Raw genomic sequence first — 21,141 nt, forward strand, 5'->3', positions numbered from 1 at the left:
GCTACGCGTCGACCTTCTCCATGATCTCGTCGCTCACGTCGAAGTTGGCGAAGACGTTCTGCACGTCGTCGCTGTCCTCCAGCGCGTCGATCAGCTTGAAGATCTTCTTGGCGCCCTCCTCGTCCAGCTCGACCTGCATGGTCGGGACGAAGTTGGCCTCGGCGGAGTCGTAGTCGATCCCGGCACCCTGCAGAGCGGTACGGACCTCGACCAGATCGGTGGCCTCGCTGAGCACCTCGAAGGACTCACCGAGGTCGTTGACCTCCTCGGCGCCCGCGTCCAGGACGGCGGTGAGGACGTCGTCCTCGGTCAGCTCGCCCTTGGGGACGATCACGACGCCCTTGCGGTGGAACAGGTACGACACCGAGCCCGGGTCGGCCATCGAACCGCCGTTGCGGGTCATCGCGACGCGCACGTCGGAGGCGGCACGGTTGCGGTTGTCGGTGAGGCACTCGATGAGCACCGCGACACCGTTCGGGCCGTAGCCCTCGTACATGATCGTCTCGTAGTCGGCGCCACCGGCCTCGAGACCGCCGCCGCGCTTGATGGCGGAGTCGATGTTCTTGTTCGGCACCGACTGCTTCTTGGCCTTCTGAACGGCGTCGTAGAGGGTCGGGTTGCCCTCCAGATCGACACCGCCCATACGCGCGGCGACCTCGATGTTCTTGATCAGCTTCGCGAAGAGTTTGCCGCGCTTGGCGTCGATCACGGCCTTCTTGTGCTTCGTCGTGGCCCATTTAGAGTGGCCGGACATCTGCCTGTCTCCTTCGCGTAACCCATCTCTGCAACGAACGCAGGAATCCTACAAGGGTCAGGCCGCCTTGTACCCGCGCGCCATGTCGACGAACAGACCGTGCACCCGGTGATCTCCCGTCAGTTCCGGGTGGAACGACGTGGCCAGTGCGTTGCCCTGACGGACGGCGACGATGTGGCCGTCGTGCTCGGCGATCACCTCCGCACCGGCGCCGGCGGACTCGACCCAGGGAGCGCGGATGAAGACTCCGTGCACGGGGCCGCCCTCGACGCCCCTGACGTCGACCGCCGCCTCGAACGACTCGTTCTGCCGTCCGAACGCGTTGCGGCGCACGATCATGTCGACGCCTCCCACGGTCTCCTGACCGGAGCGCGGGTCGAGGATCTTGTCGGCGAGCAGGATCATCCCGGCGCAGGTGCCGTAGACCGGCATGCCGCCTTGCACGCGTGCGCGCAGGGGCTCCATCAGACCGAACAGGACGGCCAGCTTGGAGATGGTGGTGGACTCCCCGCCGGGGAGCACCAGGCCGTCGACCCCGGCGAGCTCCTCCGGGCGCCGCACCGGCCTGGCGACGGCGCCGGCCGCGGCCAGGGCGACGAGGTGCTCCCGTACGTCGCCCTGGAGGGCCAGGACACCGATGACGATGTCGCTCATGCCCGGTGCCTACCAGCCTCGGTTGGCGTAGCGCTCGGTCTCGGGAAGGGTGTCGCAGTTGATGCCGACCATGGCCTCGCCGAGATTGCGGGACGCCTCCGCGATCACCTTGGGGTCGTCGAAGAAGGTGGTCGCCTTGACGATGGCGGCCGCACGCTTGGCCGGGTCGCCGGACTTGAAGATGCCGGAGCCGACGAAGACGCCCTCGGCGCCGAGCTGACGCATCAGGGCGGCGTCGGCGGGGGTGGCGACACCGCCGGCGGAGAACAGCACCACCGGCAGCTTGCCCAGCTCGGCAACCTCCTTGACCAGCTCGTACGGGGCGCGCAGCTCCTTGGCGGCGGCGTACAGCTCGTGGTTGTCGAAGCCGCGCAGCCGGGCGATCTCGTTCTTGATCTGACGCAGGTGGCGCACGGCCTCGACGACGTTGCCGGTGCCGGCCTCGCCCTTGGAGCGGATCATCGCGGCGCCCTCGGCGATGCGGCGCAGGGCCTCGCCGAGGTTGGTGGCACCGCAGACGAAGGGGGTGGTGAACGACCACTTGTCGGAGTGGTTGACCTCGTCGGCCGGGGTGAGGACCTCGGACTCGTCGATGTAGTCGACGCCGAGCGACTGCAGCACCTGCGCCTCGACGAAGTGGCCGATGCGGGACTTGGCCATGACCGGGATGGAGACCGCCGCGATGATGCCCTCGATCATGTCCGGGTCGGACATACGGGCCACGCCGCCGTCCTTGCGGATGTCGGCGGGCACGCGCTCCAGCGCCATGACGGCGACGGCGCCCGCGTCCTCGGCGATCTTCGCCTGCTCCGGCGTGACGACGTCCATGATCACGCCGCCCTTGAGCTGCTCGGCCATGCCGCGCTTCACACGGGCGGTGCCGGTCTCGGGACCCTGGTTTTCGGAGAGCGTGCTGGACACGAGTGACCTCACTGATGACGAAGAGGGGGTTTCTACAGCACTGAGGAAACGTGAACGAACCAGTCCACAGCAAGAGCCAATGGAGAGGCGGTGGATCGTTTTGGGCGGAGCTCCCGGCGGCTCTCCCGGTGAGTGCCGCCGGCCGGGGCCCGCCCGGCGGATCATTCCGGAGACGCGGGACAGGCCCTAGGCCGCGCGTTCGATCAGGGCGGCCGGCGGTTCGTCGTCCATTTCGAACGCCATCGGGAACGGCGCGTGTCCCGCCAGCCGGAACCAGCGCACCTTCCGGTGCCGGCGCAGGGCGCGTGCGGCCCGTACGGTGTCGTTGTGGAAACGGCGGGCCATGGGCACCCTGCGGACCGCCTCGGCGAGTTCCACGGTCGCGTCCTCTCCCCCGGGCGCCTCCTTGACCGCGTCGACCTGCTGCGACTCGGCGAAAACGGCCCGCAGCGCCTGGCTCAGTTCGCTCTCGGCGACCTCCCGCTGCTCCTCCACCGCCTGCCGCGCGGCGTGCGCGGCCTCGTAGAGCACGATCGAGGCGGCGGGGTCGAGCACCCCTGACGTGGCCAGTTCCTGGGCCACGGAGGCGCGGCGCAGCAACTGCGCGTCCATTGCGGCGCGGGCGGCGTCGATCCGGGCGTGCAGCCGGTCCAGCCGCCCCGCCGTCCAGCTCAGGTAGAGGCCGATCACGACGAGGGCGACAAGGATCCAGATCAGGGTTGCGGTCACGGGCGGCAAGGCTACCGGGACACCGCACCCGCCCGGCCGAGCGTCCGGGGCGCCCCGGGGGCCGGCGCCGGCGCTCGTCGCCGTTCACCGGAGGTGCGGACTGTCGCGTCCCGGGCCCGGCCGAACAACTGCCCTCGGTCCTCGGCTGCCCTCAGTCCCTCGCCAGCCCGAAGCGCGACCACAGCCCCGTCGTCCGTTCGTCTGCGGCCACCGCCGCCGCTCCGGCGGTCACCGTCTCGTAGACGGACATGATGTCCGCGCCGACGGTCGACCAGTCGAAGCGGCGGACGTGGGCGCTGCCCCGCTCGCGCAGCTTCGCGCGCCGCTCCGGGTCCCCCAGGAGGCGTACCGCGGACTCGGCGAGCGCGTCGGCGTCCTCGTTGGGGAACAGTTCGCCGGCCGCCCCCCGGTCGAGCACCTGGGCGAAGGCGTCCAGGTCGGAGGCGAGCACCGGCGCCCCCGCGGACATCGCCTCGACCAGGATGATGCCGAAGCTCTCGCCGCCGGTGTTGGGCGCCACGTACAGGTCGACGCTGCGCAGGAAGCGGGCCTTGTCCTCGTCGCTGACCATGCCGAGGAACTCGACCCGGGAACGGAGTTCGGCGGGCAGGTCCTCCACCGCCTCCTTCTCGTCGCCGCGCCCCGCGACCAGCAGCCGCGTCTGCGGGCGGGCGGCGAGGATCTTCGGCAGGGCTCCCATCAGCACCGGCAGGCCCTTGCGGGGCTCGTCGATGCGGCCGATGAAGCCGATCGTGTCGCCCTGCCACTCGGGCCGGGGCTCGGCGCGGGCGAAGAAGTCGACGTCCACCCCGTTCGGGATCACCACCGCGTCGCCGCCGAGGTGTTCGACGAGCGTGCGGCGGGCGTACTCGCTCACCGCGATCCGTGCGCTGATCTTCTCCAGTGCCGCCTGCAGGATGGAGTACGCGGCGACCATGGCCCTGGAGCGCGGATTGGACGTGTGGAAGGTGGCGACGATGGGTCCCTGGGCCGCCCAGCAGGCCAGCAGGCCGAGCGAGGGCGAGGTCGGCTCGTGGATGTGGATCACGTCGAAGGCGCCCTCGTGGAGCCAGCGCCGCACCCGGGCCGCCGACAGGAAGCCGAAGTTGAGCCGGGCCACCGAGCCGTTGTACGGCACCGGCACCGCACGGCCGGCCGAGACGACGTACGGCGGCAACGGCGTCTCGTCGTCGGCCGGGGCGAGGACGGACACCTCGTGGCCGAGGCGGATGAAGTACTCGGCCAGATCGCGGATGTGGAACTGGACGCCGCCCGGCACGTCCCAGGAGTACGGGCAGACGATGCCGATCCTCACGGGGTTCCCTCCCGGGCGTCCTGATCGGGTTCCCGCGCGGGATCGAGATCCTTGAGCCACAAGCGCTGCAGCATGTGCCAGTCCTCCGGGTGGTCGGCGATCCCCGTGGCGAAGGCGTCGGCCAGCGCCTGTGTCATGACGGACGTCTTCTCGGCCCGCGTACCTGACTCGGGGACCGGGACCGCTGGATGGACCCGGCCCCGCATCACGGGCGAGTCGTCGTACCAGAGCGTCGCCGGCAGCAGCAGCGCTCCGGTGTGCTGGGCGAGCAGGGCGGGGCCGGCCGGCATCCGCGCGGTCTCGCCGAAGAACTCGACCTCCACGCCGGAGGCCGACAGGTCGCGGTCGGCGACCAGGCAGACCAGTCCCCCGTCGCGCAGCCGCCGGGCCAGCGTGCCGAACGCACTGCCGCCGCTGTGCGGGAGCACCTCCATGCCGAGGTCCTCCCGGTAGGCGACGAAGCGGTCGTACAGCGTTTCCGGCTTCAGCCGTTCGGCGACGGTGGTGAACGGGATGCCGAGCCCGGTGGTGGCCCAGGCGCCCGCGAGATCCCAGTTGGCGAGGTGCGGCAGCGCGAGGACGACGCCCTTGCCGGCCGCCATGCCGTCGGTCACTCGGTGGATGTCCTTGATGTCGATGCCGTTCGCGATGCGCTCCGGGCTCCAGGCGGGCAGCCGGAAGGACTCCATCCAGTACCGCAGGTACGAACGCATGCCCGCGCGGGACAGTTCGGCGAGCCGCTCGGGGCCCGCGCCCGGCACCACGCGCGCGTAGTTGCTCTCCAGCCGCTGCACGCCCTGGCCACGCCGCTTCCAGGCGAGATCGGCGATGGTCCGGCCGAGCCGCACGGCGACGGGTTCGGGGAGCTTCTTGACGGTGGCCCAGCCGGCGCCGTACAGAGCGTCGCTCAGGCGGTCCCGCGCGCTCACTTCGCGGCCCCGCTCCCGCGGGCCTCCTGCTCCCCGGCGGCCTCCTGCTCCTCCGCCTCCTCTGCGGACTCCGCCTCGGCGGACTCCCGGCGCACCGTGACGACCCGCTGGATCAGCGTGATCAGGCTGCCGACGGCGACGATCCACAGGGCGACCGGCAGCAGGTACTGGATGCCGGGCACACCGAAGGCGTGCAGACCCGCCAGACCGGCCGCGACCAGCGAGATCACGAGCCGTTCGGCCCGCTCGATCAGCCCGTTCACGGCCACCGGCAGCCCGATCGACTCGCCGCGCGCCTTGGTGTACGACACCACCTGGCCGCTGGCCAGGCAGAAGATCGACACGGCGCACAGGACGATGTCGTCGCCCCCGCCCGCGTACCACAGGGCGAAGCCGCCGAAGACGGCCCCGTCGGCGACCCGGTCCAGGGTGGAGTCGAGGAAGGCCCCCCAGCGGCTGGAGCGGCCCAGCTGGCGGGCCATGTTGCCGTCGACGAGGTCGGAGAACACGAACAGCGTGATCACGACCGTGCCCCAGAAGAACTCGCCCATGGGGTAGAAGACCAGCGCGCCCGCGACCACGCCGGCGGTGCCGATGAGCGTGACCGTGTCCGGGCTGACCCCCCGCCGGATGAGAAACGCGGCGAACGGTGTGAGGACACGCGTGAAGAATGCACGCGCGTACTTGTTCAGCATGGCCTTCCCGACGGTCGGTGTGGCCGTGTGGCCCCACTGGCCACCGGCTGGCCCATCGTAGTCACGCGCGCGTGTCACCGACGGCCGGGCACCCGAGGACCCGGTACGGGGACCGCCGTCGCACGGGTCCGCGGGCCGGACCGGGCCGGAAGCCGCGGCCGGGGCCGGACTCGGGACGTCCGGGGGCACGCCCGGGTGGCGCCGGGAGGCGGGATCGCGTCCTTCGTATGGACGCGCCGTGACGGGAGTGGAAAGCTCGAAGGACCGCGGGCGTCGCCGGAGCCGTCACCGCTCGGGGTGCCCCGGGCCAGGCCCCGGGGAGGATTCCGCGAGTCCGCGCCCACAGTGACCTCACCGTGCACGGGAGGCAGGACCATGGGCGACAAGGCGCACACACATCCCGGAGCCGCCGGAAGGGCACAGGCGGCCGACCACCCCACGTCCGTACGGAATGTGGTGCTGGTCGGCCACTCCGGATCGGGCAAGACCACCTTGGTGGAGGCTCTCGCACTGACCGCCGGAGCCGTGAACCGGGCAGGCCGGGTGGAGGACGGCGGGACCGTCTCCGACTACGACGACATCGAGCACCGGCAGCAGCGCTCGGTACAGCTCTCCCTGGTGCCCCTCGAATGGGACGGCATCAAGATCAACCTGTTGGACACCCCCGGATACGCCGACTTCGTCGGTGAGCTCAGGGCCGGTCTGCGAGCGGCGGACGCGGCCCTTTTCGTCGTCTCGGCCTCCGACGGGGTGGACGGCTCCACCCGCATGGTGTGGGACGAGTGCGCGGCCGTCGGCATGCCGCGGGCCATCGTCGTCACGCACCTGGAGGCGGCACGCGCGAACTTCGACGAGATGACGCGCGTGTGCGCGGAGACGTTCGGCGGGGACGACCCCGACGCCGTACTGCCGCTGTACCTGCCGCTGCACGGTCCGGAGGGGGCCGACGGGCACGCGCCCGTGACGGGTCTGATCGGGCTGCTGACCCAGAAGCTGTTCGACTACTCCTCCGGCGAGCGCAAGGAGCACGAGCCCGAACCGGACCGGCTGCCGCTGATCGAGGAGGCCCGCAGCCGGCTGATCGAGGGGATCATCGCGGAGAGCGAGGACGAGACCCTCATGGACCGCTACCTCGGCGGCGAGTCGTGCGACGTCAAGACCCTGATCGAGGACCTGGAGAAGGCCGTCGCGCGCGGTGTGTTCTTCCCCGTCCTGGCCGCCGCCCCCGCGGCCGAGGACGCCCGCCAGGGCTTCGGCACGGTCGAACTGCTGGAGCTGATCACCGGCGGCTTCCCGACGCCGCTGGAACACGGCACACCGCCGGTGACCACCATCGACGGCACACCGCGCGAGCTGAACCCGTGCGACCCCGACGCCCCGCTGGTCGCGGAGGTCGTCAAGACGTCGTCCGACCCGTACGTCGGGCGGATCTCGCTGATCCGGCTGTTCTCCGGCACCCTGCGCGCCGACCAGACGGTGCACGTCTCGGGGCACGGACTGGTCGACCGGGGCCACGAGGACCACGACGTCGACGAACGGATCGGCGCCCTGTCCACGCCGTTCGGCAAGCAGCAGCGCCCGGTGTCCCACGTCATCGCGGGCGATCTCGCGTGCGTGGCGAAACTGGGCCGCGCGGAGACCGGGGACACCCTGTCCGCCAAGGACGACCCCCTGCTGATGGAACCCTGGGAGATGCCCGACCCGCTGCTGCCCCTGGCCATCCAGGCCCACAGCAAACCGGACGAGGACAAGCTCTCGCAGGGACTGGCCCGCCTCGTCGCGGAGGACCCCACCATGCGTCTGGAGCACAACCAGGACACCCACCAGGTGGTCCTGTGGTGCCTGGGCGAGGCCCACGCGGACGTGGCCCTGGAGCGCCTGCGCAGCCGGTACGGCGTCCAGGTGGACGTCGTGGCCCACCGGGTGCCGCTGCGCGAGACGTTCGGCGACCAGGCCTCCGGGCGCGGACGGCACGTCAAGCAGTCCGGCGGGCACGGACAGTTCGCCATCTGCGAGATCGACGTGGAGCCGCTGCCGGGCGGTTCGGGCATCGAGTTCGTGGACAAGGTCGTCGGCGGCGCGGTGCCACGGCAGTTCATCCCGTCCGTCGAGAAGGGCGTACGGGCCCAGGCCGCCAAGGGAGTCGCGGCCGGTCACCCGCTGATCGACGTCCGGGTGACGCTGAGGGACGGCAAGGCGCACTCGGTGGACTCCTCCGACGCGGCCTTCCAGACGGCCGGCGCGCTGGCGCTGCGGGAGGCGGCCGCGGACGCGCGGATCAATCTCCTGGAGCCGGTGGCCGAGGTGAGCGTGCTGGTCGGTGACGACTACGTGGGCCCGGTGATGAGCGATCTGTCCGGCCGGCGCGGCCGGGTGCTCGGCACCGAGCAGTCGGCGGGCGGCCGGACCCTCATCAGGGCCGAGGTCCCGGAGATCGAGATCGGCCGGTACAGCGTCGATCTGCGGGCGCTCTCGCACGGCACCGCGCGCTTCAGCCGCCGGTACGTGCGGCACGAGCCGATGCCTGCGCAGGTCGCCGAGCGGGTCCGGGAGGAGGCGCTCAGCGCCTGACGGCGGACGGGGCGCGTGCCTCCTCCTCATCGCCACGGCCCGGGATCCGGCGCCGGGCACCCACGGGACCGTTCCGGCGGCCCCGCGGGCGCCCGCGCACCACCGCGCCCGGGCGTAGGCCCGTACACGTGCCCGGACATAAGCCCGTACACGCGTCCGCACGTGACGGAACGCGCCCCGAGAGGCCTCACTTCGTACCGGCAGGCGGCTTTCGGCCGTCCGCCGACGGACGCCGCCGGCGACGGATACCCTGAAGACCAGTTCAACAGGTGTGCGGAGCAAGGAAGTCGGGAAGGCCGCAAGACGACAGTCACGGCGATCGGGGGCGGGAATGGCCGTTGAAGGCGGTTACGCGGAGTTCTTCGGTCCGCAGGTGCCACGCACCGGCGACGAGGGGCAGACCCCGACGTTCGCGCTGGCCTCGGCCGCCTACCGGGACAATGAGGCCGACGAGATACTCAAGGCCAACACCGAGTGGCACAAGTCGTCCGTCAGCAAGCCCCGGATCGCGCTGTTCCGGCCGAATCTGGGCGAGGCGTTCTCCCGGGCGATCATCGACCGGATGCTGGGTTCCGGGCGGGCACCGCTCATCCAGTCCTTCGGCACCCAGCCGCAGGCGGTCGTGGAGCACAGCCTCGCGGCCCACCGCATCCGCAGGGAGCGGGACAACTGGCTCAGTGCCGTGATGGTGCTGTGCGGCGTGCTGTTCCTGCCCGGACTGCTGGTCTGGCTGCTGGTCTTCCAGATCCGCACCACCATCGCGCGGCGCGAGGACAAGCGGGCCGGCGCGCTCGCCACCACGCTGCTGGTCGCGATGGGACTCCTCGCCGTGGTCTTCCTGCTCCGGATGCCCTTCGACGGGTTCTGGGGCTGGTACGCGCGCGCTTGTGTCGTCGCCCCGGTGATCGGCTGGTTCTGGGCCAAGCGGATCTGCGAGCGCACGGCACGGGACCTCAGGGAGCGCTGGAGCAGCCTCCTCTCCGGCGGCAGCGTGGGCGCCAAGGTGCCCGAGGCGGTGCCGAGCAGCCCCGGCGAGACGGCCGCCGAGGAGCTGCGGCAGTCGCTGGCCCGGCTCAGCGCCGAGCAGCAGTCCAATTCCGTGTTCTACGCCGGGCCCAAGGGGATACTCGGCATGGGCACGCGTTGGGGCAGCTGGCAGCTCGCCGAGGAGCTGCTCCCGATCGACCCGGACCGGGAGATCAACCCGTTCCGCAGCTGGGACGTCATCAAGGCCGTCCACGACCGGCTGCGCATGCTGGAGCGCGGCCCGCTGCACACCGGTGGCTTCCCCAAGCCGACGGTGCGGCACTGGATCGTCACTCCGATCGGGGAGAACGCGGACGGGGTCTCCCGGCCCGACGGCACCGACGTCGAGGCCTACCGGATCAAGCCGCACGCCATACAGGAGATCTGCAACAACCAGCAGTTCGGCGCGGGCGACCGGCACTACCTGGGCGTGCAGTGGACCCTGTGGGACGGCCAGCTGGTCCTCACCATGCTGATCACGGTGACGGTGCTGCACGAGACGCTGCGCATCGAGGTCACCGGGCACGCCCTGGGCCCGGTGCACTCCCTGTTCACCAGCAAGCCGGCGGCCAAGGAGAAGAGCGTCCAGAAGTCGGTCAGGTTCTGGGAGACCCGGACGGTGAAGCTCCCGCTGGTCGACACCGACGAGGTGGTGCGCCTGGCCGCCCGTGCGCCGCTGACCTGGTATCCGCCGCTGCTCTACTGGCTGGGCGGCAAGCTCTCGCTGCCCGAGCCCTTCGGGCTGCGGCACGCCTGGGCGGACAAGCCGTGGCGGCACCGCTTCATGGCCGACGACGCGCTGCGCGCGGCCACGCCGGTCCTCCGGGCGGTGCACTCGGCGGCGATCAAGGTGCTGAAGGAGAACGGCGTGGACACGGAGAAGTTCGGTGCCCGCTCGTCGAACCTGAGCGGAGCCATCCAGGACGCGGCACCCCGCAAGGCGGACGTGTACGACGCGTAGGTTCCCGACCATCGCGCAGGGGGCGGGGCGGCCGTGGGCAACGGCCGCCCCGCCCCCTGTCGGACGGAGAAACGGACGGATCGGATCACTCCGTCGGCCAGGCCTCCGCGAGCATCTTGCGGGTGTCGCCCAGCAGTTGCGGCAGCACCTTCGTGTGGCCGACGACGGGCATGAAATTAGTGTCGCCGCCCCAGCGGGGCACGACGTGCTGGTGCAGGTGCGCGGCGATGCCGGCGCCCGCGACCGTGCCCTGGTTCATGCCGATGTTGAAGCCGTGCGCACCGGAGGCGGTACGCAGGGCGCTCATCGCGTGCTGGGTGAACTCGGCGAGCTCCGCGGTCTCCGCCGTCGTGAGATCCGTGTAGTCGGCGACGTGGCGGTACGGCACCACCATGCAGTGACCACCGGTGTAGGGGTAGAGATTGAGCACCGCGTACACCAGTGCGCCGCGCTGGATGATCAGCCCGTCCTCGTCGGACTTGGCCGGGATGGAGCAGAAGGGACAGCCGTCGTCGGCGCCCGGGCCGCTCGGCTTGTTCTCGCCCTGGATGTAGGCCATCCGGTGGGGCGTCCACAGACGCTGGAACGCGTCCTGCGTGCCCACTCCGATCTGCTGCTCCGGCTCACTCGTCATGCATGCAGCATATGGCGTCACTGCGGGGGTACGGCAAAGGCCCCCGGGGTTCCCGGGGGCCGACCCCCGCCTGCGCGGGGAGCCCTCGCGCCGACGCCACGAGGACGAGGGCTACGACGGAGCATCCCCGCGTCGGCGGGGAGCACATCAGACCTGAACCCGACGCTCCACCACGTCGACGATCTCGGCGATCGCCTCGTCACGGGGAATGCCGTTCTTCTGCGACCCGTCGCGATAGCGGAACGACACCGTGCCCGCGTTCATGTCGTCGTCGCCGACGATCACCATGAACGGCACCTTCTGCTTCTGGGCGTTCCTGATCTTCTTCTGCATGCGGTCCGAGGAGGAGTCCACCTCGACCCGCAGGCCCTGCTTCTTCGCGTCGGCGGCGAACTTCTCCAGGTACTCCACGTGGGCGTCGCCGACCGGGATGCCCATCGCCTGCACCGGCGCCAGCCATGCCGGGAAGGCACCCGCGTAGTGCTCCAGCATCACCGCGAAGAACCGCTCGATCGAGCCGAACAGCGCGCGGTGGATCATGACCGGGCGGGTCTTGGAGCCGTCCGCGGCCGTGTACTCCAGGTCGAAGCGCTCCGGCAGGTTGAAGTCGAGCTGGATGGTCGACATCTGCCAGGTGCGGCCGATGGCGTCCTTGGTCTGCACGGAGATCTTCGGGCCGTAGAAGGCGGCGCCGCCCGGATCCGGGACCAGGGGCAGGCCCTGCTTCTCGGCGACCTGGCGCAGCGTCTCGGTGGCTTCTTCCCATGCCTCGTCGGTGCCGACGAACTTTTCCGGGTCCTTGGTGGACAGCTCCAGGTAGAAGTCGGTCAAGCCGTAGTCGCGCAGCAGGTCCAGGACGAAGGTGAGGGTCTTGTCGAGCTCCTCCGCCATCTGCTCGCGGGTGCAGTAGATGTGCGCGTCGTCCTGGGTGAAGCCGCGGGCACGAGTCAGACCGTGCACGACACCCGACTTCTCGTAGCGGTAGACCGTGCCGAACTCGAACAGCCTCAAGGGCAGTTCACGGTACGACCGGCCGCGCGCGTCGAAGATCAGGTTGTGCATCGGGCAGTTCATGGGCTTGAGGTAGTAGTCCACGCCCTCGTCGAGCTGCATGGGCGGGTACATGCCGTCGGCGTACCAGTCCAGGTGGCCCGAGGTCTCGAAGAGCTTCCCCTTCGTCGCGTGCGGGGTGTAGACGAACTCGTAACCGGCCTCCTCGTGCTTGCGCCGCGAGTAGTCCTCCATGACCCGGCGGATGATGCCGCCCTTGGGGTGGAAGACGGCGAGGCCGGAGCCGATCTGCTCCGGGATGGAGAACAGGTCCAGTTCGGAGCCGAGCTTGCGGTGGTCGCGCTTCTCTGCCTCGGCGAGGAACTCCAGGTGCGCCTTCAGCTCGTCCTTGGACGGCCAGGCGGTGCCGTAGATGCGCTGGAGCATCGGGTTCTTCTCGCTGCCGCGCCAGTAGGCGGCGGCGTTGCGCATCAGCTTGAACGCCGGGATGTTCCGGGTCGTCGGCAGATGCGGGCCACGGCAGAGATCCCGCCAGCACAGGTCGCCGGTCTTGGCGTCGAGGTTGTCGTAGATCGTCAGCTCGCCGGCGCCGACCTCGACGTCCGCGCCGTCGTCGTGCGACGCGGAGCCCTTGAGGCCGATCAGCTCGAGCTTGTACGGCTCGTCGGCCAGCTCCTCGCGGGCCTCGTCGTCGGTGACCACGCGGCGGGCGAAGCGCTGCCCGCGCTTCTGGATCTCCTGCATGCGCTTCTCGATGGCCTTGAGGTCATCGGGGTGGAAGGGCTCGTCGACGTCGAAGTCGTAGTAGAAGCCGTCCTTGACCGGCGGGCCGATGCCCAGCTTGGCCTCGGGGAACAGCTCCTGCACGGCCTGGGCCATGACGTGCGCGGTGGAATGGCGCAGGATGTCGAGGCCGTCCGGGGACGAGATCTCGACGGCTTCGACGGTGTCGCCGTCGCTGACCTGGTGGGCGAGGTCCTTGAGCTCACCGGCCACCCGCGCGGCGATGACCGAGCGTTCGCCGGCGAAGAGCTCGGCGGCCGTGGTGCCCGTCGTCACCACGCGTTCTTCCCGCTCGGAATCGCGTTGGATGATCACACGGACGTCTGACACCGGTCTCTCCTGACTGAAGGCTGGGCCGCGGCGCCATACCTGAGCGCACGCATGGGTGCGATCGTACCGACCCGGACCGGTGCGGGTCGAAATCATTGCCGCGACCGTATGCGCCGCCGTCCCCGCCCGCGTCCCTCGCGCCGTCCCGGTGGCCGCCGTTGGCGGTGCGGGGTTTTTTTCCGGGCATGCGGGTGGCCCTGAGCGCGAAGAAGCCGGTCCGCCTGGGGCGGACCGGCTTTCCCGGTGGGCGATACTGGGTTCGAACCAGTGACCTCTTCGGTGTGAACGAAGCGCTCTCCCACTGAGCTAATCGCCCGGGAACGGACTGAACGATACAGGGCCGGGCGGGCTCGGTTCAAACCGCTTGGAGGTAAGCGGTCAGGCCGCGCCGCCCGGAGCGCATCATCAGGGTGTGGTTGGCGTGGAAGAGGGGGCGTCCGGGCAGGGCGAGGCGGCGCAGCAGGGGTCTGCGGAGGCCGGCCTCCTGGTCGTAGCGGGCGAGTGTGCCGTTGGGGACGGTGGGGGTGACGGTCCAGCGGGCCCAGCCGTCGAGGTCCCCGGACAGACGCACTTCGAGGACTCCGGCCAAGGGGTCGCGCCGGGTCTCCCGCAGGGTCGTCACCAGGTCGAAGGGCAGTACGGAGCGGATCCGGACGACCCCGCCGGTGGCGTCGAGCCGGGCCACCCCACGTACCTGCGGCCACCAGCGGGGATAGTCCTCGATGCGCTCCAGGGCGTCGTACACCGGTCCGGCGGGCGCGGGCAGGCTCCACAGGCTGCGGAAGCGGTAATGGTTCCGGTCCATGGGGGGAGTGTGCCCGCCCGCGCCCGGGACGTACGGTCTCCTGCCGCCTCTTACGGCATCCGGTGTCCCAGTAGGGCGAGGTTCTCGATGGCGGCGAGGCCGTAGAGCGCGGTGTCGTTGGTGGACACCCAGGTGGCCTCACTGCCGGCGACCAGGGCGGTCGGTCCGGTCACCTTCTCGGTCTTCCAGGGCGCGGACTCCTGGTAGCCGTCGGAGTGGTAGAACGTGTCCCACGCCCGGTCGGCGAGCTTGTCGTCACCGGTCTGCACGGCGGCGTAGGCGTCCAGGCGGGAATGGCCCTGGAAGAGGATCAGGCTGCCGAAGTTCGAGCCGTAACGGGCCGCCTGCTCCGCCTTGGTGGCGTTGAAGTAGCGGCAGTAGTCGTAGTAGGCCTCGTCGAAGGCCGGCATGTCGACCAGGTCGATGAGTTCGGCGCACAGTTCGTTCAGGCCGAAGACGGCCGACAGGTGGGAGACGCCGACCACGGGTTCCTCGGCGATCGCGAACCTCCCGGTGTCCAGGTCGTACAGTCCGGTGCCCTGGACGAATCCGTTGGGCTGGGCCGCGATGGTCTCCATGGTGGACAGCACGCGTGCTTTCGCCTTCTCCCATTTCGGGCCCCGGCGTTCCCATTCGGTGAGCCAGGCCGAGACCAGGCCGCTCCAGTCGGTGCCGAAGCCGATGGACAGGGCATGCCGGTCGGGGGTGTACGGCTCGGTGCGGATCTTGCGGATGGGGTCGAGGACGAGGAAGGTCTCGTCGGAGTCGACGTTGGCGTGCATGAGGTCGCCGACGCGTTCGTCGGCGGTGAGGAAGTAGTAGTAGCGCCGGTAGGTGGTGTTGGCGATGCGCTGCTGCTTGGCGCTGTCGGCCCAGTGCTGGACGCCGTGCCGGGTGCCGAGGCCGGCCCACTTGCCCAGGTGGTAGACGTCGACCTCGCCGGTGTGCCGGGTCATCGCCTCGGCGAAGCGGAAGATGTCGGCGCGGCCGGAGCGCAGGTAGGCGTACCAGAGCCAGAGGTCGGGCGAGAGTTCGGAGTTGTCCCAGGCGTAGCCGCCGACGTCGTAGCGCCACTGGTGGCGGACGGTGTCGTAGGTGTGCATGATGTCGCCGTAGTCCCAGAAGCCGTACCAACGGCGCATCTCCACCTGGTCCTTGTAGTAGGTGAAGAGGAAGTCGAGGTGGTCCTCGATCTTCGCCTTGGCCGGGGTGGAGCGGTCGGGTGCGGAGAACAGGCCGGGGCCGAACACCTTCGCGCCGATGAGCTGTTTCGGCGGTGCGGCGAGCTGCGGGAGGACGCGGACGGCCTCGACCTGTTGGGCGAGTTTCTCGGCGCTCGGGGTCGACTCGTTGGCCCAGAAGAGGAGTTCGGAGGTACGGGCGATGCCGTAGGGGGTGCCGAACTCGGGCTCGTAGTCCTCGTAGGTGATGTTGAGGCCTTCGAGCTGTTCGGGGAAGGTGTCCTGGCCCATGCCGTCGTGGTAGAAGCGCAGGTCCATGGGTTGCGCTTCCGGCGACCAGAGCCAGAGGGTGACCTCGGCCGCGTCGGTGTGGGCGTCGCGGATGTCGAGCTGGGCGGGGTGCTTCTCCCAGAAGTCACGCAGACCGAAGGAGAGTCCGCCGCCGACTCCGCCGACGTAGCCGAAGCCGGAGGCTCGTCGTCCGCCGCCTGCGCCGATCCAGCCGTAGCCCTTCTTGGTGCGCTTGCGCAGGGCGAAGCCGTCGGCGGAGAGCTGGGAGAGGGTGTAGTCGCCCCATTCGGGGATGTACTGCAGGCGGGTGGTGACCCGTTGGTCCCAGGTGGCGGGATCGGGCAGCTTCTCGCCCGCGAACTGGGCGGCCTGCACGGCGGCGCCCGGGTCGCGGCGCAGTCCGGTGATGCCCTTGACGGCCTCGCGCAGCATTCCCGTGCCCTCGCCGCCGAGGCGGATGTGCCGGTCGTAGGACTCGTCGCGCAGGGGCACGGTGAAGCGGACGCCGATGCCGCGGATGAAGTCGCCGCTCGCCCTGCCGGGTTCCTGCTGTCCGTCGTAGGTGACGGTGTGCACCATGCGGAAGGAGTCGGCGCCCGCGTAGAAGTAGAGGCGGATGGAGAAGGGCAGCCAACTGCGGTGTCCCTTGCGGTGTTTGCCGTCGACGCGGACGACGGCGCGGACCGGTCCCGCCTGTTCGACGGTGACCTCGTCGATGGCGCCGTCGAAGCGCTCGGTCCTGACGGTGGTCTGGTCGCCGTCCTCGGACTCGGGCTGGCGCAGCAGGACGAGGCGGCCGTTCCTGGCGATCTCGGTCGGGCCGCGGGTGACGGACTTGACGAGGGTGGCACCGGACCTGCCTATTCTCGCGGTGATGACGCCGGTCGAGATGTCGATGGTGGCGCCGCGCCGGTCGACGGTGACCTTCTTCTGCGGTGCCGCGGGAGCGCCGGTGGTCAGGGTGAGCTTGCCGGCGCCGGAACTGACTGCGTGCGCGGTCCACTTCAGGGAGCCGTCGGGCCAGTAGGCGAGGGGCCAGGACTGTACGGGGACGGCCCTGCCGTCGGCGTCGCTCAACGCGAAGGTCTGGTCGTCGCGGTGGACGCCCTTGGGCCAGGGCACGCCGACGGTGGATCCGGGTGCCGCGCCGAGGCCGCCGTCCTCGAGCCAGTCCAGGATCACGGGGTCGTCGCCGGCGCTCTCGGCCCTCGGTGCGGCGGCGGCGTCGCGGCCGCCGAGGGACCGGCTGAACTGGGCGGCGGCGCCTGCCACGGCGGCTGCCTTCAGGAGGGACCTGCGGGGGATGGGGGACATGGCCTTTCCTTTCCGTGCGGGATGCAAGGGGATGTCAAGGGCATGACAGGCAAGGGTGCGGCGCCGGGGCACCGTCCCTGGTACGGAAGACACCGCCTGTCAGCGGTGCCGGTGGCGCTCCTCCACGGCGACGGCCGCCGCCGCGACCGCGCCCAGGACGGGCAGAGCGAGCGGCGCGCTGAACCAGGCGGAGCAGACCACCACGGCCAGCCCGCCGACGATCAGGAAGGATCCGGCGGGATCGAGCACGGTGCGGCGGCCGGCCTGCGCGCACAGCGACCGCCAGGAGGCCCCGGGCCGCCAGGAGGCCGCCGCGCGCAGCCCGGCGACGACCGCCGCGATCAGGGCGAGCACGCCCACGGCGCCCACGAGCTCGCCGCCCGGCAGTCCGGCCCGTACGGCCCGCACGTCCACCCAGACCACGGCGAGGGCGGCCCACCCGGCGAGTCCGACGAGCCAACCGCCGCGCAGCGCCGACCGGAAGTCGGCCGTGAACTCCCGCAGCCCGCCGCGTTCATGGGCGAGCTGCCGTCCGAGGTGCCGCGAGCCGGCCGCGAACGCGGCGGGGTAGGTGACCAGCGGCAGCGAGGCCAGCGCGATCCACACCCCGGTGAGCAGGCACTCGGCGAACAGGGCGAACTTCCCGGCGAGCGGCGACTCGCCGCGGGCGGCACGGGTCCCGGTGTGCGCCTCGGTCACGATCGGTTCACCTCAGCCCTTCAGGCCGGACGTGGCCATGCCGTCGATGAGGTAGCGCTGGAAGGCCAGGAAGAAGGCCAGCACCGGCAGGAGCGCGACGAGGGACATGGCGATCATGCCGCCGTAGTTCGCCACCCCTTCCTGGTCGACGAACATCTTCAGTCCGAGTGAAACGGTGTACTTGCCGGGCTCGTTGAGGTAGATCAGCGGACCCATGAAGTCGTTCCAGACGTTGATGAAGGTGAAGATGGCACTGGTGATCAGGGCCGGCCGGCACAGCGGGAGCACGATCGACCAGTAGATGCGGAAGTGCCCGCAGCCGTCGAGGCGTGCCGCCTCGTCGAGTTCCCTGGGCAGGTTGCGCATGAACTGCACCATCAGGAAGACGAAGAACGCCTCCGTAGCCAGGTACTTCCCCAGCAGGAGCGGGGTGTACGTGTTGATCATGTCCATGTTGCGGAAGAGCACGTACTGCGGGATGAGCAGCACGTGGTACGGCAGCAGCAGGGTGCCGATCATCAGGGTGAAGAGCAGATTGCGGCCGGTGAACCTGATCTTCGCGAAGGCGTAGGCGGTCAGTGAGCAGGACACCACGATCCCGACCACCGAACCGACGGCGAGAAAGAGCGAGTTGACGAAGAACGTGGAGATCTGGATGTCCGCGATGCCGTCGGCGAGGCTCGTGTAGTTGGCGGTGATCGGGTCGGCCGGGAAGAGGTCCAGGCTACCGACGACGTCCTCACTGTTCTTGAAGGACCCGCCGATGACCCAGATCACCGGGTAGAGGATCACCGCGAGGATCGCCAGCGACCCTGTGTGCCAGGCGAGCGAGCCGGGCAGACGGCGCCGCAGGGCCCCCGCCCTCGTGGACCGGGCCGGCGCGCCGTCGGGGGCCGAGGGGGGTGCCCCCCGACCGAGCGAAGTCGAGAGATCGGGTGAGCTCATCGGCCGCCCTCCTCGTAGTGCACCCAGCGCTTCTGGGACCAGAAGAGCACCGCGGTGACCAGGGCGACCGCGACCAGCAGCATCCACGCCATCGCGGAGGCCAGGCCCATCCGGCTGTTCTCGAAGCCCTGGACGTACAGATAACAGGTATAGACCATGGTTCCGTCCGCGGGACCGCAGGCGTTTCCCCCGGCGCCGCCGCCGACGATGTAGGCCGAGCTGAAGATCTGGAAGGAGTGGATGGTCTCCAGCAGCACGTTGAAGAAGAGGACCGGGGAGATCATCGGCAGGGTGATGTTCCAGAACTGCCGGAGTCTGCCCGCCCCGTCGACGTCCGCCGCCTCGTACAGTTCGCGCGGCACCTGCTTCAGGCCGGCCAGGAAGATGACCATGGGGGCGCCGAACTGCCAGACGGTGAGCGCCACCAGGCTGTAGATGATCAGGTCCGGGTCACCGGTCCAGCCGCCGGCGTCGACGCCGAAGAGCTTCTGCGTGCGGTCGACGATCGCGTCGTCGGAGAAGATCGCCTTCCACACGATGGCGACGGAGACGCTCGCCCCGATCAGCGACGGCGCGTAGAAGGCGGCCCGGTAGAAGGCCTGCCCGCGCCGCTTCTGGGCCAGCAGCAGCGCCACCCCGAGCGCCGCGATCAGTTTGATCGGCGTACCCACGACCACGTACCAGAGCGTGACCTGCACCGAGTGGCGCCAGCGCGGGTCCGCGAACATCTCGGAGAAGTTGTCCAGGCCGATCCACCGGGGAGCGTCGAACAGGTTGTAGTCGGTGAACGCGAAGTAGAGCGAGGCGGCCATCGGGCCCGCCGTCAGCAGCAGGAACCCGGCGATCCAGGGGGACATGAAGAGGTAGCCGGCCAGGTTCTCCCGGCGGCCCCGCCGCTTGAGGGCGGCGGGACGCGGGGACTTCACCGGACCGTGCCGCGGCTCGGAGTCCCGGGTGAGGTCCTCCGTCGCAGGGGCGTGTGTCACGGCGCTTCCCATCAGCCGGCGAGAGCCGTCTTCGACTCGGTGAAGAACTGCTTGACGGCGTCCGCCACGGAGCGCTTGCCCAGGCCCAGTTCCTCGGCGATGCGCAGGAACGCGGCCTCGCAGATGTCGGCGCCGTTCGGGTGCGGGGTGATGGGTTCCAGGACGTCCGCCTCGACGAGGGACTCCTCGTAGGCCGCGATCGCCTTGTTGACCGGGTCGGTCGGCCGGTACGCATCGAACTGGGCCTGCGTCGTGGGCACACCGCGGTCGTATCCCATGATCTCGGCGACCTCGGGATCGTGCACCATGAAGTCGATGAACTGGGCTACTTCCTTGGGGTGCTGGGTGCGCTTGGAGGCACTGAGCATCAGGGAGCCGAGGTACTGACCGGTCTTCCTGCCGTCCGTGGTCGGGATGGGCGCGAGGCCGTACTCGCTCTTGCCCTCGGAGGTGTAGCGGACGGTGAAGTTGTCCCAGGTGAACTCGCTTCCGGCGAGTTCGGCGGAGAGCGCCGACTTGGGCTTGATCTGGGCGACCTTCTTCGGGTCGGCGAACAGGCCGGTCCGGACGCCCTTCTCCGCCTTGGTCCACCACTGGGTCAGATCCGCCTCGGTGAATCCCAGGCCGTCCTCGGTGAAGAACGCCTTTCCGTTCTGCCGCAGATACAGGTCGTAGAGGTACATGACGCCGTACATGCCGCTGTCTCCGGCCCGGCCCGCCCTGTCGCGGATCCTCACCATCGCCTCGTCGAAGTCGTCCCAGGTCCATCCCTGTTCGGGCTTGATGCCGGCCCGGGTGTAGACGGGCTTGTCGATGACCAGGGCCAGCGAGTTCGACCCCACGGGAACGCCGAGGAGCTTGCCGTCGACCTCGCCGAACTTCTCCAGGCCCGCCCGGAATCCGTCCATGGAGAGGTTGCCGGCCTTCACCTGCCCGTTGAGGTCGAGCAGCACATTCTTCGCATCGTATTTGCGGAGGAATCCGATGGCATTCTGGAACACGTCCGGAGGATTCCCTCCGGACGCCTGCGTGTTGAACTTCTTCCAGAAGTCGGGGTACGGCTGGAAGTCGGTCTTGATCTTGATCTTCGGGTACTTCTTCTCGAAGAGCGCGATGGTCTTGTTGATGCGTTCGGCCCGGTCCTCGGCACCCCACCAGGAGTAACGGAGCGTCACAGTCCCCTTGCTCGACCCGCTTCCCCCGCCGCACGCGGTGGCCGTGGCGCCCAGCCCCGCGACGGCCAGCGAGGCTCCCGCCGCTTTGAGGACCGTCCGCCTCCCGGCCTGCCTCTCCGCATTCCCGCCCTGCTGCATACGAGCCTCCCCGCGACGTCGCGTCCGCCTCATGAATCGTTTCAAGTAAGCGCTTGCTGGCACAAAGTACGGAGGACCCACGAGCGCGTCAATGATTCGGACAGGAATTGATGGGCGCACCGGCCGGGCGGGAGCCGCGACGGCTCGCACCCCTTCGACGGAGACGGACGGAGGCGGACGGAAACACCCAGGTCCGCGCGGCCCGGCCGACGGACCGAACACCGCCGGGCCCGCCGGAGCGCGGGGCCCGCAAGGTCACGGTTGAGTGAAGGCCGGCGCGGGCGGGGCGGTCGC

At 70.0% G+C, this 21,141-nt stretch carries 17 protein-coding genes and 1 tRNA gene; 2 read left to right on the top strand and 16 right to left on the bottom strand.

Annotated features, from left to right (window positions below; genetic code table 11):
• Position 1: 1 nt before the first annotated feature.
• From OHB56_RS08525 to pgsA, 7 genes are all read right to left on the bottom strand, one after another.
• Positions 2-754 (bottom strand): YebC/PmpR family DNA-binding transcriptional regulator, encoded by a 753-nt coding sequence (locus tag OHB56_RS08525; protein ID WP_326751716.1) that lies wholly within the window; start codon positions 752-754, stop codon positions 2-4.
• A 57-nt stretch (positions 755-811) separates the two neighbouring features.
• Positions 812-1,408 (bottom strand): pyridoxal 5'-phosphate synthase glutaminase subunit PdxT, encoded by a 597-nt coding sequence (pdxT, locus tag OHB56_RS08530; protein ID WP_326751717.1) that lies wholly within the window; start codon positions 1,406-1,408, stop codon positions 812-814.
• Positions 1,409-1,417: 9 nt separating this feature from the next.
• Entirely contained in the window at positions 1,418-2,329 is a 912-nt protein-coding gene (gene pdxS, locus OHB56_RS08535) for a pyridoxal 5'-phosphate synthase lyase subunit PdxS (RefSeq protein WP_055594602.1), read from the bottom strand.
• A gap of 186 nt (positions 2,330-2,515) precedes the next feature.
• A complete protein-coding gene (locus OHB56_RS08540) occupies positions 2,516-3,058 on the bottom strand; it encodes a hypothetical protein (protein WP_326751718.1) in 543 nt (180 codons plus the stop codon).
• A 151-nt stretch (positions 3,059-3,209) separates the two neighbouring features.
• The gene (locus OHB56_RS08545; RefSeq protein WP_406352491.1) at positions 3,210-4,373 is read right to left on the bottom strand and encodes a glycosyltransferase family 4 protein; all 1,164 of its coding nucleotides are present in this window, start codon (positions 4,371-4,373) and stop codon (positions 3,210-3,212) included.
• Positions 4,370-5,302 (bottom strand): phosphatidylinositol mannoside acyltransferase, encoded by a 933-nt coding sequence (locus OHB56_RS08550; protein WP_406352492.1) that lies wholly within the window; start codon positions 5,300-5,302, stop codon positions 4,370-4,372. The genes OHB56_RS08545 and OHB56_RS08550 overlap by 4 nt, the downstream gene beginning before the upstream one ends.
• Positions 5,299-5,997 (bottom strand): phosphatidylinositol phosphate synthase, encoded by a 699-nt coding sequence (pgsA, locus tag OHB56_RS08555; RefSeq protein ID WP_406352494.1) that lies wholly within the window; start codon positions 5,995-5,997, stop codon positions 5,299-5,301. Before pgsA ends, OHB56_RS08550 begins: the two co-directional genes overlap by 4 nt.
• A gap of 375 nt (positions 5,998-6,372) precedes the next feature.
• Here pgsA and OHB56_RS08560 point away from each other — a divergent pair, with 375 nt between their 5' ends.
• Together OHB56_RS08560 and OHB56_RS08565 are read left to right on the top strand one after the other, a co-directional pair.
• Entirely contained in the window at positions 6,373-8,568 is a 2,196-nt protein-coding gene (locus tag OHB56_RS08560) for an elongation factor G-like protein EF-G2 (protein ID WP_326751722.1), read from the top strand.
• Positions 8,569-8,899: 331 nt separating this feature from the next.
• On the top strand, positions 8,900-10,555 hold the full coding sequence (locus tag OHB56_RS08565) for a hypothetical protein (protein WP_326751723.1): 1,656 nt from the start codon (positions 8,900-8,902) through the stop codon (positions 10,553-10,555).
• A gap of 85 nt (positions 10,556-10,640) precedes the next feature.
• On the opposite strand, the gene OHB56_RS08570 is transcribed toward OHB56_RS08565, so the two are convergent.
• The 9 genes from OHB56_RS08570 to OHB56_RS08610 form a co-directional block, all read right to left on the bottom strand.
• A complete protein-coding gene (locus OHB56_RS08570; RefSeq protein WP_326751724.1) occupies positions 10,641-11,189 on the bottom strand; it encodes an HIT domain-containing protein in 549 nt (182 codons plus the stop codon).
• A gap of 147 nt (positions 11,190-11,336) precedes the next feature.
• Positions 11,337-13,313: a threonine--tRNA ligase gene (gene thrS / locus OHB56_RS08575; RefSeq protein ID WP_326751725.1), complete on the bottom strand. Its 1,977-nt coding sequence runs from the start codon at positions 13,311-13,313 to the stop codon at positions 11,337-11,339.
• Positions 13,314-13,557: 244 nt separating this feature from the next.
• Positions 13,558-13,629: transfer RNA gene (locus tag OHB56_RS08580), tRNA-Val, on the bottom strand.
• Positions 13,630-13,668: 39 nt separating this feature from the next.
• Complete coding sequence (locus tag OHB56_RS08585; RefSeq protein WP_406352498.1) at positions 13,669-14,118, bottom strand: SRPBCC family protein; 450 nt, start codon at positions 14,116-14,118, stop codon at positions 13,669-13,671.
• Between the two features lie 50 nt (positions 14,119-14,168).
• Complete coding sequence (locus OHB56_RS08590; protein WP_406352499.1) at positions 14,169-16,904, bottom strand: Tat pathway signal sequence domain protein; 2,736 nt, start codon at positions 16,902-16,904, stop codon at positions 14,169-14,171.
• Between the two features lie 99 nt (positions 16,905-17,003).
• On the bottom strand, positions 17,004-17,603 hold the full coding sequence (locus tag OHB56_RS08595; RefSeq protein WP_406352501.1) for a hypothetical protein: 600 nt from the start codon (positions 17,601-17,603) through the stop codon (positions 17,004-17,006).
• A gap of 12 nt (positions 17,604-17,615) precedes the next feature.
• On the bottom strand, positions 17,616-18,548 hold the full coding sequence (locus OHB56_RS08600) for a carbohydrate ABC transporter permease (protein WP_326751729.1): 933 nt from the start codon (positions 18,546-18,548) through the stop codon (positions 17,616-17,618).
• A complete protein-coding gene (locus OHB56_RS08605) occupies positions 18,545-19,546 on the bottom strand; it encodes a sugar ABC transporter permease (RefSeq protein ID WP_326751730.1) in 1,002 nt (333 codons plus the stop codon). The genes OHB56_RS08600 and OHB56_RS08605 overlap by 4 nt, the downstream gene beginning before the upstream one ends.
• Positions 19,546-20,847 carry an extracellular solute-binding protein gene (locus OHB56_RS08610; protein ID WP_326751731.1) on the bottom strand — a complete coding sequence of 434 codons (1,302 nt, stop codon included), beginning with the start codon at positions 20,845-20,847 and terminating at the stop codon, positions 19,546-19,548. Before OHB56_RS08610 ends, OHB56_RS08605 begins: the two co-directional genes overlap by 1 nt.
• Between the last annotated feature and the right edge of the window lie 294 nt (positions 20,848-21,141).

Origin of the sequence: Streptomyces sp. NBC_01635 (assembly GCF_045209715.1) — a bacterium.
Taxonomy (GTDB): domain Bacteria; phylum Actinomycetota; class Actinomycetes; order Streptomycetales; family Streptomycetaceae; genus Streptomyces; species Streptomyces hirsutus.